We start from the raw sequence: 11,640 nt of genomic DNA, 5'->3' as shown, positions 1-11,640 counted from the left end.
ATATAACAGCCTTATTTATCGAGCAGGTGGCCCATTTTGGCGGCTTTAGTCGACAGGTAACGTTCGTTTTCCGGATTACGACCAACGATCAGCGGAACGCGTTCGGTGATGTTAATGCCAGCTTCGGTCAGAATTTCAACTTTTTTCGGATTGTTGGTCAGCAGGCGCACTGAATCCACGCCCAGCAGCTTGAACATGTCGGCGCACAGCGTGAAGTCACGCTCATCTGCGGCGAACCCGAGCTGATGATTAGCCTCGACCGTGTCGTAGCCTTTGTCCTGTAAAGCGTATGCGCGGATTTTATTCAGCAAACCGATGTTACGGCCTTCCTGACGGTGATACATCAGGATGCCCCGGCCTTCTTCAGCGATATGATTCAGTGCAGCTTCGAGCTGAAAGCCGCAGTCACAGCGCAGGCTGAATAAGGCATCACCAGTCAGACACTCGGAGTGAACGCGCGCGAGAACCGGCGTATCGCCAGTGATATCGCCAAAAACTAACGCCAGATGGTCGTGTCCGGTGGCCAATTCTTCAAAACCCACCATCAGGAAATCGCCCCAAGGTGTTGGCAGATTGGCTTCTGCCACCCGTTTCAGCTGCATTTTACGCTCCAAAAAAACCACAAATAGTCTTTATTTACAGTAAATATTTTACTTGTTGATGCGCATCCTACTTTCCGATGCGGCCTCTGGATAGGGAATCGGTGCCTTTCCATCATGACAGGCATCATTTTGCCACAGTTTGGGTCACAGTTTAGCGGGAATATTTGAACGATTAGTTCATAACTTATGAATTATAACCGCTTCTTCAACAACTCACGTCAAAGGAATGTTAAGCAATAATAACGTTGCTACACTCCAACTCTTTTTCGCATGACTGAAGGGACGATTATGTTTGATATCGCCAGACGCACCGCGCTGGGAGCTGTTCTTTTATTACTGATGCCCGCTGCGGTGTGGATAAGCGGCTGGATGTGGACACCGGGTGGTGACCCCGCCGTGCTACGTCCGCTTTATTGGGTCACGGAAACGGTGAGTGAGCCATGGGGAATTTTGACTACTGTGATCCTCTGCGGCTGGGTTCTGTGGTGCCTGAGATTCAGGCTTAAACCGGCAGCCGTGCTGGTGGTGATCATCGTCTTATCATTGCTGGCCGGTCAGTATGTTAAAGATTTTATCAAAGGTGAAGTCCGCGAGCCCCGGCCGTATGTCGCATGGCTGGGGGCGGACCATCAAATGAACATCGGTGAGTTTTACGCCCTGAAAAATAAAGCACGTGCACGACAGGTGAAAGACATCCTGGGCGATAATGCGCAAATCCCGCACTGGCTGAACAAAAGCTGGCAGAACGACACAGGGTACGCGTTCCCTTCAGGCCACACGATGTTTGCCGCGACCTGGGCTTTACTGGGTATCGGGCTTTTATGGCAGCGTAAACACTATAAAACGGTCACCGTGCTGATGGTGTGGGCGGTAGTGGTGATGGGCAGCAGACTGATGCTTGGCATGCACTGGCCGCGTGACCTGATGGCATCTGTAGGCATCAGCTGGCTTCTGGTCATGCTGGCCTGCTGGCTGACAGAGCGTTATGTCGGACCGCTGACACCGCCACCGGCAGAAAAGCGGGAAATCAGCGAGCGAGAATAGTCACGGCTTCTGATCCCATACGGTCCGAAACCTCAGGGGGCTTGTTCTGCCCCCCTTTAATTCATCGTTTTCATCCCCATATATTTTTCATAGTCCAGATTGCGGTGGTGTTCACGGCACCACAAAAATGTCGAATAAAGTCTCTACAGACTGCATTTAAAGCCTTCGCAATGTTTCCCTGCTTTGTGCGGAAATGCTAACTTATTAGGTCGGAACGAGAGTTTTTGGCATAATTCATCCGGTACATCCGGCATTACAGGAATGAATGTGAAATATCTGCTGATTTTTTTATTTTTGCTGGTCATCGTTGTGATTTCTATCACCCTGGGTGCCCATAACGATCAGACTGTGACCTTCAATTATTTGCTGGCGCAGGGGGACTACCGTGTTTCCACACTGCTTGCCGTACTGTTCGCGACCGGTTTTATTCTTGGCTGGATAATCTGTGGTTTGTTCTATCTGCGCGTACGTCTGTCACTGGGTCGTGCCCAGCGTAAAATCAAACGCCTTGAGCAACAAATCGAACCCGCGGCTGCCGTTACGCCGCCCACAGCATCTTACGATGTCAGCAAGGAATAATCCTCTATGTTAGAACTGCTGTTTCTGTTGTTGCCCGTTGCGGCCGCTTATGGCTGGTATATGGGGCGCAGAAGTTCTCAGCAGGACAAACAGGAAAATGCTAACCGCCTGTCACGTGAATACGTCGCGGGCGTTAACTTCCTGCTTTCCAATCAGCAGGATAAAGCGGTCGACCTGTTCCTCGAAATGTTGAAAGAGGACAGCAGTACGGTCGAAGCGCACCTGACTCTGGGTAACCTGTTCCGCTCCCGCGGTGAAGTTGATCGCGCGATCCGTATTCACCAGTCACTGATGGAAAGCGCTTCGCTGACTTTCGAACAGCGGCTGCTCGCCATACAGCAACTGGGACGCGATTATATGGCTGCCGGTTTCTATGACCGTGCGGAAGACATGTTCAACCAGCTGGTGAAAGAGCAGGATTTCCAGCTGTTTGCGCTGGAACAGCTGTTGATTATTCATCAGGCCACCAGCGACTGGCAGAACGCCATCGACGTGGCAGAACGTCTGGTTAAGCTCGGTAAAGAAAATCGGCGCAAAGAAATTGCGCATTTCTGGTGTGAGCTGGCATTGCAGGCGATGGTTTCGGAAGACTTCGATAAGGCGACCGGCTTACTGAAGAAAGCTGCAGCAGCAGACAAACTTTGTGCACGTGTTTCAATTATGCAGGGGCGAATCTTTCTGGCGCAGGGTGAATACCGCAAAGCGACGGAAGCCTTACAACGTGTGCTGGAACAGGATAAAGAGCTGGTCAGCGAAGCGTTGCCAATGCTGCAGGAGTGTTACCAGAATCTTGACGATACGCTGGCATGGGCGGAGTTTCTCAAACGTTGCGTGGACGAAAATACCGGCGCTACGGCAGAGCTGTTGCTGGCTGAAATCATCCATGAGGAAGAAGGGCGTGAGACCGCGCAAAGCTATATCAACCGCCAGTTGCAACGCCATCCGACCATGCGGGTGTTCCATCATCTGATGGATTACCATCTGGCAGATGCGGAAGAAGGGCGTGCGAAAGAGAGTCTGGTATTGCTGCGGGATATGGTGGGTGAACAGATCCGCACCAAGCCACGCTATCGTTGCCATAAATGCGGTTTTACCGCGCATTCGCTGTACTGGCATTGCCCGTCATGCCGTGGCTGGGCGACGATAAAGCCAATCCGGGGCCTGGACGGCCAATAATTTCCTCTGTCCTGTTCGCATTGCTGAGGTGTCAGCGACATTTTCCCACCCGAATCACTGACATGACGCAGTGATTCGGGTTTCGTCCATGTGCCGGGTAACGCGAATTATTAAGGGGAGCAGGATGACTTTTACTTTTTCTTGCTGCTTGTTTTACGTGCACTGAGTAAGGTGCGTAATTTCTTGATTTCTTTGGTGGTCAGTGCCGGTTCCGTCTCTTCTGCAAGATGCTGATTATCAATTTCGTGTTCAGTGGCTTTTGCGGCTTTTTTACCTTTCGGCGCAGCAGGGTTAAAACTCTCTTCCAGGCGTGCCGCGACTTCTGCACTTAATGAATGTTCCGCGTCGGCAGCGGCGTTTTTGATCAGTTCTTTTAATTCAACCGGGATTTTAACGGTCAGGGTAGTTATCTCACTCATTTTTCAGCCTTTCCTTAGAGTAAAATGAACAAGCTATGCCAGCCTTGTTGCGTCGTCTAGTGCATCACAAAAATTTAATAAAACTGTCACATTAGGTGTAGCTGTGAATTCAGTGACTTGCCATGTAAAATGCGGGCGGCAAAAATGATATTTTTCCTTCCTGATTTAAAAACTGACAAGAGGCTGACGAAATGAAGTCCATAAATAACAGCAACAACAAAGACTTAAATACATCGCCGATTGTTGTCGCTCTCGATTATGCAGATAAATCTTCGGCACTGGCCTTCGCCGACAAAATAGATCCACGTGATTGCCGTCTGAAAATTGGCAAAGAGATGTTTACCCATTTTGGTCCGCAGATGATCAAAGATCTGCAAAACCGTGGTTTCGACGTCTTTCTGGATCTGAAATTCCACGATATTCCTAATACCACCGCGCGCGCTGTGGCTGCTGCGGCAGAACTGGGGGTCTGGATGGTGAACGTGCATGCCAGCGGGGGGGCTCGCATGATGACGGCGGCCAAAGAAGCGCTGGCACCTTTTGGTAAAGAAGCGCCGTTACTGATTGCCGTTACCGTGCTGACCAGTATGGAAGACAGCGATCTGGCGGATTTAGGTATCGAACTTTCTCCGGCTGATTATGCTGAACGTCTGGCGCGCCTGACTCGCGACTGCGGCCTTGACGGTGTTGTGTGTTCCGCGCAGGAAGCGACGCGCTTTAAATCCGCACTCGGGCAGACGTTCAAACTGGTAACGCCAGGTATCCGTCCGGCTGGCAGCAAAGCGGATGATCAGCGTCGTATCATGACCCCTCAGCAAGCACTGGCGGCGGGCGTGGACTATATGGTGATTGGTCGTCCAATCACGCAGGCTGCCGATCCGGCGCAGGCCTTAGGTGAAATTCTTGCCTCATTGAGCTGAGACTGAGAAGGAAATACGATGAGCAATGACAGTAACAGCCGTTTAGTTTATTCAACCGACAGCGGCAGAATTGAAGAGCCTAAACCCGTGACGGAACGTCCGAAAGGTGACGGTATAGTGCGTATTCAGCGCCAGACAAGCGGGCGCAAAGGGAAGGGGGTGAGCCTCATTACCGGTATCGATCTTGATGATATTGCACTTGAAAAACTTGCGGGTGAACTGAAAAAGAAATGCGGTTGTGGCGGTGCTGTGAAAGACGGCGTGATTGAGATCCAGGGCGATAAACGTGACCTGCTCAAACAGTTGCTGGAAGCGAAAGGAATGAAAGTGAAACTGGCGGGTGGCTGATTGACCGGTAAATGATCGACTGTTCATAATAAGATGCTGCATCCGCAAAGGTGCAGCATCTTGCTTTAGGTTTTAGAGATATCACAACGCGAAAACACATTGTTTGTCATCTGTGTGATGACAATAAAGTTGACCTGAAAAACAACCCAATCCTATTTTTAGCTTTATTCGTTGCTTAACGCTTACGTTTTTTGATGCCAGTTAAATAGAATTCATCTCCCGGTTGTTTTATTTACTGACCTGGTGTCCGACGATACCACCGACTGCCGCACCACCTAACGTCCCTAAGGTACTGCCGTCAGTCAGCACTGCACCACCCAGCGCACCCGCACCCGCACCGATTGCGGTGTTACGGTCACGCTTAGACCAGTTACCACAAGCGCTGACAGACATCGCCAGAGTCAGAACCAGTGCAATACTGGCAACACGTTTATTTACGAGCATCATAATTTTTCTCCTATCCAGACGCAATTGTGCATCCGTGAGTTAAAAATAATAAAAGTGATATCTATTCACTAGGTGAATAATCTTAATTCACTAAAGATGCTCTTCCTCACCACACAAAAAACTAAAGAGCTGGACAGATCTTCAACGGTTTATAGAACAAACGGGCACTTTTACGTTTGCAGCAGAACTGTACGTACTCTTTAGCGATTTCCCCCATACCTGCATCCACCGGCCACCCAGACAATAAAGCATCGCAATAAGAGGAAACCACGATGCTAAGACAACTGAAAGAGCAGGTATTAGAGGCTAACCTGGCACTGCCTCGCCATAATCTGGTGACCTTTACCTGGGGAAATGTCAGCGCCGTTGACCGCCAACTTGGGCTGGTCGTGATTAAACCCTCAGGCGTGGAATATGACCACATGGGTGTGGACGACATGGTGGTGGTAGAACTGGAGACAGGAAAAATCGTCGAGGGCAGTAAAAAGCCGTCTTCGGATACTGATACCCACCGGGTGCTGTATCTGAATTTCCCCGAAGCAGGGGGTATTGTCCATACACATTCGCGCCACGCCACCATCTGGGCGCAGGCCGGTTTGGACATCCCCGCCTGGGGCACCACCCATGCAGATTACTTCTACGGTAATATCCCCTGCACGCGGCTGATGACCGAGGAGGAAATCGCCGGGCGTTATGAATGGGAAACCGGAGAAGTGATCGTCAAAACTTTTGCAGAAAGAAATTTGTCACCGGCAGATATTCCGGCCGTACTGGTGCATTCGCACGGGCCGTTTGCCTGGGGGAAAGATGCCGATAATGCCGTGCATAACGCTGTAGTGCTGGAGGAAGTCGCCTACATGGGCATCTTCTCCCGCCAGTTAACGCCGCAGTTACCCGATATGCAGCCGCAATTACTGGATAAACATTACCTGCGTAAACACGGCAAAAACGCTTACTATGGTCAATGATCGTCGTTATACCCAAGGTCAGCCGACCAGGCTGACCTTAATTCCAGCGGCGGAAAGTTGCTGCTGGTAGTCCGGTAATAATTTGTCGTCAGTGATGACCTGGCTGAAGGCGCTGACCGGTCCGAGCGGGTTGAGATTTATTTGACCGAATTTCGATGAATCCGTCAAAACGATATTTTCCGCCCCTTTTGCCACCACTGCATTCACCACATCTGCACGTAACATGTCACGGCCGGTAAAACCGGTGGTGTCAGTGAAGCCGTCGATGCCCATGAACGCTTTGCTGAAATTCATCTGTTGCAGGCACAGTCTGGTCAGCGGGCCGACTACGGTCTGGCTGGTTTTCTGATACATCCCGCCAAGCAGAACCACGTCACAGGGCATACTTTTCAGCAGAGAAGCGATATAACTACTGACGGTAATCACCGTCAGATTTTTTTTGTCGGTAAGATATTGGGCCAGCAGGGCGATGCTGCTGCCGCTTTCGAAAAATACGGTTTCACCGTCATGGATCAGTGACGCTGCAAATTTCGCCAGTTTTTGTTTCTGCGCGAAATTCGACATCATGCGGGTATCCACGTCATCTGTCTGGATCGCGACAGCGAAACCGTGGGCACGTCGCAGGTAATGTCGCTGTTCCAGCAATGTAAGATCGTGACGGATCGTCACTTCCGACACCTGACAAATCTGTGACAACTCACTGACGCTGATGCGTTGCTTATCATTGACCCATTGCAAAATAACTTGCTGTCTGTCGTTCATAACCGCCCAAAATAAGGGCGACCTGCGCCGCCCGGAGAAAGTAAAATTCAGATGCGAACTTTACAGTGAATGTTCAGTACGGGCGATAATATCATCCTGCGCCTCAGGGGATAAGGCCGTAAAGAATGCCGAGTACCCCGCAACACGTACCACAAGGTCGCGATAATTCTGCGGTTCCTCACGGGCTTTCAGCAATGTCTCGCGGGAAACAATGTTGTACTGAACATGCCAGCCACGATGTTCCTCAAAGAATGTCCGCAACATCAGCATTAACGTCTCGCGATCGCTTTCATTTTCAAGTGATGCCGGATTCAGTTTCTGATTGAGCAGTACGCCGCCGAGAATAGCTGCTGTCGGCAATTTACCCAGAGAATTAAATACGGCCGTCGGCCCGAGATGATCGGTGCCGGATGCCGGGCTGGCCCCTTCCGCCAGCGGTGTGAAGGCCTTACGTCCGTCCGGTGTGGCCGTGGTGGCGGCACCAAACGGCACATTGGCAGAAATAGACGATGTACCCGCATAATACGTGCCACCGACCGGGCCGCGTCCGAAACGGGTATTGTGATAATTCGACAGTTCATCGATGTAGCACTGATACGCACGCACCAGCAGATTATCGACCTCATCATGATCGTTGCCATATTTCTCTGCACCGTTAATCAGCCGCTGACGCAGTCGTTCACCGTCCAGCCCCGCATAATCCGATGCCAGTGCGTGAGCCAGTTCCTGCTGGCCGATCACACCCTGATCGAATACCAGTTTTTTCACCGCCACCAGACTGTTACCCAGATTGGCGATCCCGACCTGCAAACCGGAAACCCAGTCGTATTTTGCGCCGCCTTGCTTGATGGTCTTCCCGCGTTCGATACAGTCATCGACCAGTGCCGAACACAGAATATCCTGCGCATTTTCTTCCAGAATGGTATCTACCACACACTCAATTTCGATGGATTTGCGGGTGTAATAGCGGATCTGCTGGTCCCATTGTGCAAACACCTGTTCGAAATTATCAAAATTCCCTTGTGACAAACCACGCTCCTGCGGCAGGAAACGGGTATGGCTCCTGGCATCGTACCCCTGTTCCAGTGCGGCAAGCATGACGCGGGCAAAATTGATAAAACTCATGCCGGTACAGCGATAGCCCCATTTGCCACCGACCGCCGTTTCGATACAGCCGATGGCAGCATAGTCATAGGCATCCTGTTTTTCGACCCCCAGTTTGATGAATTCAGGAATAACAATTTCGTCGTTATTAAAGGCAGGCATGCCGAAACCACAGCGGATCACCTGCACGCAGGCATCAAGGAAATCACTGCTCATTCCGGCGTGATAGCGCACGCTGAGATTGGGCTGAGTGGACCGCAATTGTCCGCAGGATTCTAAAATGGCATATGACAGCGGATTTACAGCATCGCAGGCGACATCATTATGTAAAGTCTGTCCGCCGATGGTGACGTTCTGGTACAGCGGACTGCCCGCCGAGGCTTTGGAATGAGTACCGGAGCGGATCTTGTTGACTTCCAGCAATTTCAGCCAGCAGCTTTGCAGCAGCTCAATGCCCTGGTCATGCGCCAGCGTTTGTTCCAGTTCGACATCACGACGCCAGAACGGATAAAGATACTGATCCATACGACCGAATGACACTGAGTGGCCGTTGGATTCGATTTGTAAAATCAACTGGATGAAATAGCACAGTTGTAATGCCTGCCAGAAGTTTTGCGGTGGCTGGTGGGCAATGACGTCGCAGTTAGCCGCGATCGTCAGCAACTCGTTGCGGCGCGGCTCGCGGGTTTGTGTCGCAGCCATATCACGCGCCAGCCGGGCGAAACGCACGACGTGATCGCTGACAGCTGCCAGCGTGATATCAATGGCTTTCAGCAGTTGTTCTTTATGCAGGTCTTCCCAGTCAGTCAGTTTAATGCGGCTGCGACGCTCATCCACCTTACTGCGCAACCCGTCCAGACCCAGCTGCAGCAACAGCGGAAAATTCACCGCCAGGTGGGCATCGCCGGAGGTCATATTGCCTTCAGCTTTCACGATACCACTGTCGAGCAGGGCTTTCTGTTCATCATTGAACATACCGTAGCAGCGGTCCTGTACGGTCTGGCCGCGCCACCACGGGCAGATTTCATGCAGGATTTTCTTATTGGCTTCACTGACTGCAAAACCCGCACCCGGCCGGTCAGCAAGCGCATCAATTTCACTTTCGATCCAGCCCACCGTGTATTCCGGGAAAATCGGCGCAGCGCGCACTTCGCTGGCCTGATTACCGACGATCAGCTCATCGTGTTTGATCCAGATAGTACGTTGACGCAAATGTTCGGCCAGTGCCAGTGCCCGGCGAATGGCAAGCGGTTTGTCAGCATGCTGTTGATAAACCTGCGTGTAGTGCTGTGCGCGCTCGGTACACACCGGTGGCTTCACGATGTGGATCAGCGCTTCTTTGTGAGAAAGAATACGGGCCGAAAGGGTGTTCAGATTCAGTTGGGTCATTTTTCTTATCCTCTTAACTGTGCACAAAGTCCTTTTTCTGTGGCGTATTCTTCGGCAAACGTCAGCAGGTCAGGGTCATTTAACGGCTGGCGCGGGGCCAGATAGGGTTGTCCCAGCAGGGCATATTTATTGATGCCCAGCGTGTGGTACGGCAAAAAATGGATAGCTTCGCAGCCGGTTTCATTGGCGGCAAAATCAACAATCTGGCGGATGGAAGCGCGATCAGCATTAAACTCAGGAATTAACGGTACGCGGACGATAAGCTTTTGCCCGGCGGCGGCCAGACGACGGAAATTATCTTTCACCCTTTTGGCGGAACCCCCGGTCAGGCGCCGGAAAGGTTCATCGGCAACATGCTTGAGATCGGCCAGCATTAAATCCAGCGCGCCCAGCGAGGGTTGAATGTAGTGCCACGGCACATGCAGACAGCTTTCCACGGCGGTATGCAGGCCTTCATGACGGCAACGTTGCAGCAGGTTCAGTGCAGTGTGTGGCTGCATAAACGGTTCGCCGCCGGAAAGCGTTACACCGCCGCCGGTGCGGGTATAAAAAGGCTTATCCCGCAGGATTTGCTGCATCAGGGCGTCAATATTCGCGTTATCTCCGCACACACTCAGCGCGCCGGAAGGGCAAACCTGTTCAATCTGACAGAGATCTTCTGCCTGGAATTGCGCCCTGCGAACCGTAATCCTGCCATTTACCACGCTGACCGCATGGGGAAAAGTCTTTGCGCAGTGCTGACAATCCGCACTGCACAAACGCGCGTCGTACAGCACGTCAGCCGTGGCGGAGCGGCTTTCCGGATTCTGGCACCAGGTACATTTCAGGGAACAACCTTTCAGAAAAACCACCGTGCGGATCCCTGGCCCATCGTGTGTGGAATAACGCTGTACATTGAAAATCATGTCGACGCTCCTTGGCGTTTAATGCTTCTTTCGTAATTTACTATCTTTCATTCGAAAGTGATTTTGACGATGATCAACAAACCGTCTGCTTCCAGGCGTACACTCACTGAACTTTGCATTCACTCACACGTTCAGGAAGGAAGTTATGGAGCTCTATCTCGATACTGCCAATGTCATCGCTGTAAAACGCTTATCGCGCATCCTGCCATTACAGGGTGTTACCACCAATCCGAGCATTGTGGCAAAAGAAGGAAAATCGCTGTGGGAAGTGCTGCCTGCACTGCGTGATGCCCTGGGCGGTAACGGTAAATTATTCGCGCAGGTGATGGCTGCTGATGCCGAACAAATGGTGGCAGAAGCGTTGTTACTGACACAACGGGTGTCCGGCTTAGTGGTGAAGGTGCCGGTGACCGGTGAAGGTCTGGCAGCTATCAAAAAGCTCAAGGGCATGAACGTTCCGACGTTGGGTACCGCGGTGTACGGGGCAGGTCAGGGGTTACTCTCGGCACTGGCCGGGGCGGAATATGTCGCGCCTTACGTGAACAGGCTTGATGCCCAGGGGGGTGACGGCATTGCCATGGTGAAAGATTTACAGACCTTACTGAGCCTGCACGCGCCGCAATCAAAAGTACTGGCCGCGAGTTTCAAAACGCCGCGTCAGGCCATAGAGTGTCTGCTGGCGGGCTGTCAGTCCATCACGTTGCCGGTTGATGTGGCTGAACAGCTATTCAGCACGCCAGCGGTGCAGGCTGCGGTGGAAAAGTTTGATGCTGACTGGCAGCAGGCTTTCGGCACTTCCTCGCTGAGCTGATATCTTGCGTGACACCCGGCCCGCACAGACCACTGCTGCGGGCTTTTTTGTTTTTGTGCGTTAAGAATTTTTGTACAAATAGTTCGAAAATGTGATTTCCCTCCGAAATCAAATATTGACGAAATAAATTTATAAAACTAGCGATCTAAAAAATAGAAACATCGTT

13 protein-coding genes are annotated in these 11,640 nt (G+C 51.5%); 7 read left to right on the top strand and 6 right to left on the bottom strand.

The window, feature by feature from the left end:
• Positions 1-11: 11 nt before the first annotated feature.
• Entirely contained in the window at positions 12-602 is a 591-nt protein-coding gene (gene ribA / locus ETV65_RS03250) for a GTP cyclohydrolase II (protein ID WP_129951552.1), read from the bottom strand.
• A 288-nt stretch (positions 603-890) separates the two neighbouring features.
• Here ribA and pgpB point away from each other — a divergent pair, with 288 nt between their 5' ends.
• From pgpB to lapB, 3 genes are all read left to right on the top strand, one after another.
• The gene (gene pgpB / locus ETV65_RS03245; protein ID WP_129951551.1) at positions 891-1,646 is read left to right on the top strand and encodes a phosphatidylglycerophosphatase B; all 756 of its coding nucleotides are present in this window, start codon (positions 891-893) and stop codon (positions 1,644-1,646) included.
• A gap of 267 nt (positions 1,647-1,913) precedes the next feature.
• Complete coding sequence (locus ETV65_RS03240; protein ID WP_129951550.1) at positions 1,914-2,225, top strand: LapA family protein; 312 nt, start codon at positions 1,914-1,916, stop codon at positions 2,223-2,225.
• A 6-nt stretch (positions 2,226-2,231) separates the two neighbouring features.
• The gene (lapB, locus tag ETV65_RS03235; protein WP_129951549.1) at positions 2,232-3,401 is read left to right on the top strand and encodes a lipopolysaccharide assembly protein LapB; all 1,170 of its coding nucleotides are present in this window, start codon (positions 2,232-2,234) and stop codon (positions 3,399-3,401) included.
• Between the two features lie 131 nt (positions 3,402-3,532).
• Here lapB and ETV65_RS03230 read toward each other — a convergent pair whose 3' ends face one another.
• The gene (locus ETV65_RS03230; RefSeq protein ID WP_015697118.1) at positions 3,533-3,820 is read right to left on the bottom strand and encodes a hypothetical protein; all 288 of its coding nucleotides are present in this window, start codon (positions 3,818-3,820) and stop codon (positions 3,533-3,535) included.
• Positions 3,821-4,011: 191 nt separating this feature from the next.
• Here ETV65_RS03230 and pyrF point away from each other — a divergent pair, with 191 nt between their 5' ends.
• Entirely contained in the window at positions 4,012-4,740 is a 729-nt protein-coding gene (gene pyrF / locus ETV65_RS03225; protein ID WP_129951548.1) for an orotidine-5'-phosphate decarboxylase, read from the top strand.
• Positions 4,741-4,758: 18 nt separating this feature from the next.
• Positions 4,759-5,088, top strand: coding sequence for a stress response translation initiation inhibitor YciH (yciH, locus tag ETV65_RS03220; RefSeq protein ID WP_129951547.1), 330 nt, complete (start codon positions 4,759-4,761; stop codon positions 5,086-5,088).
• 228 nt (positions 5,089-5,316) lie between these two features.
• On the opposite strand, the gene osmB is transcribed toward yciH, so the two are convergent.
• Positions 5,317-5,535 (bottom strand): osmotically-inducible lipoprotein OsmB, encoded by a 219-nt coding sequence (gene osmB / locus ETV65_RS03215; protein ID WP_015697121.1) that lies wholly within the window; start codon positions 5,533-5,535, stop codon positions 5,317-5,319.
• 272 nt (positions 5,536-5,807) lie between these two features.
• On the opposite strand from osmB, the gene araD reads away from it, so the two are divergent.
• The gene (gene araD / locus ETV65_RS03210; RefSeq protein WP_129951546.1) at positions 5,808-6,503 is read left to right on the top strand and encodes an L-ribulose-5-phosphate 4-epimerase; all 696 of its coding nucleotides are present in this window, start codon (positions 5,808-5,810) and stop codon (positions 6,501-6,503) included.
• Positions 6,504-6,521: 18 nt separating this feature from the next.
• Here araD and ETV65_RS03205 read toward each other — a convergent pair whose 3' ends face one another.
• The 3 genes from ETV65_RS03205 to ETV65_RS03195 are packed head-to-tail and all read right to left on the bottom strand — an operon-like array spanning position 6,522 to position 10,663.
• Positions 6,522-7,265, bottom strand: a complete 744-nt coding sequence (locus ETV65_RS03205) for a DNA-binding transcriptional regulator YciT (RefSeq protein WP_129951545.1) — start codon at positions 7,263-7,265, stop codon at positions 6,522-6,524.
• A gap of 60 nt (positions 7,266-7,325) precedes the next feature.
• Positions 7,326-9,758, bottom strand: coding sequence for a formate C-acetyltransferase/glycerol dehydratase family glycyl radical enzyme (locus tag ETV65_RS03200; RefSeq protein ID WP_129951544.1), 2,433 nt, complete (start codon positions 9,756-9,758; stop codon positions 7,326-7,328).
• Positions 9,759-9,763: 5 nt separating this feature from the next.
• Positions 9,764-10,663 (bottom strand): glycyl-radical enzyme activating protein, encoded by a 900-nt coding sequence (locus ETV65_RS03195; RefSeq protein WP_129951543.1) that lies wholly within the window; start codon positions 10,661-10,663, stop codon positions 9,764-9,766.
• A gap of 145 nt (positions 10,664-10,808) precedes the next feature.
• On the opposite strand from ETV65_RS03195, the gene fsa reads away from it, so the two are divergent.
• Positions 10,809-11,474: a fructose-6-phosphate aldolase gene (fsa, locus tag ETV65_RS03190; protein WP_129951542.1), complete on the top strand. Its 666-nt coding sequence runs from the start codon at positions 10,809-10,811 to the stop codon at positions 11,472-11,474.
• Positions 11,475-11,640: the final 166 nt, after the last annotated feature.

This window comes from Rahnella sp. RFA10(1/100) (assembly GCF_004195115.1).
GTDB lineage: Bacteria > Pseudomonadota > Gammaproteobacteria > Enterobacterales > Enterobacteriaceae > Rahnella > Rahnella perminowiae.
The sequence above is the reverse complement of the archived record's forward strand: the minus strand, read 5'-3'. Positions and strand labels throughout refer to the sequence as shown.

Coding starts and splice junctions, on each gene's coding strand:
- ribA (WP_129951552.1), bottom strand. CDS start 602: ATGCAGCTGAAACGGGTGGCAGAAGCCAATCTGCCAACACCTTGGGGC.
- pgpB (WP_129951551.1), top strand. CDS start 891: ATGTTTGATATCGCCAGACGCACCGCGCTGGGAGCTGTTCTTTTATTA.
- lapB (WP_129951549.1), top strand. CDS start 2,232: ATGTTAGAACTGCTGTTTCTGTTGTTGCCCGTTGCGGCCGCTTATGGC.
- ETV65_RS03230 (WP_015697118.1), bottom strand. CDS start 3,820: ATGAGTGAGATAACTACCCTGACCGTTAAAATCCCGGTTGAATTAAAA.
- pyrF (WP_129951548.1), top strand. CDS start 4,012: ATGAAGTCCATAAATAACAGCAACAACAAAGACTTAAATACATCGCCG.
- yciH (WP_129951547.1), top strand. CDS start 4,759: ATGAGCAATGACAGTAACAGCCGTTTAGTTTATTCAACCGACAGCGGC.
- osmB (WP_015697121.1), bottom strand. CDS start 5,535: ATGATGCTCGTAAATAAACGTGTTGCCAGTATTGCACTGGTTCTGACT.
- araD (WP_129951546.1), top strand. CDS start 5,808: ATGCTAAGACAACTGAAAGAGCAGGTATTAGAGGCTAACCTGGCACTG.
- ETV65_RS03205 (WP_129951545.1), bottom strand. CDS start 7,265: ATGAACGACAGACAGCAAGTTATTTTGCAATGGGTCAATGATAAGCAA.
- ETV65_RS03200 (WP_129951544.1), bottom strand. CDS start 9,758: ATGACCCAACTGAATCTGAACACCCTTTCGGCCCGTATTCTTTCTCAC.
- ETV65_RS03195 (WP_129951543.1), bottom strand. CDS start 10,663: ATGATTTTCAATGTACAGCGTTATTCCACACACGATGGGCCAGGGATC.
- fsa (WP_129951542.1), top strand. CDS start 10,809: ATGGAGCTCTATCTCGATACTGCCAATGTCATCGCTGTAAAACGCTTA.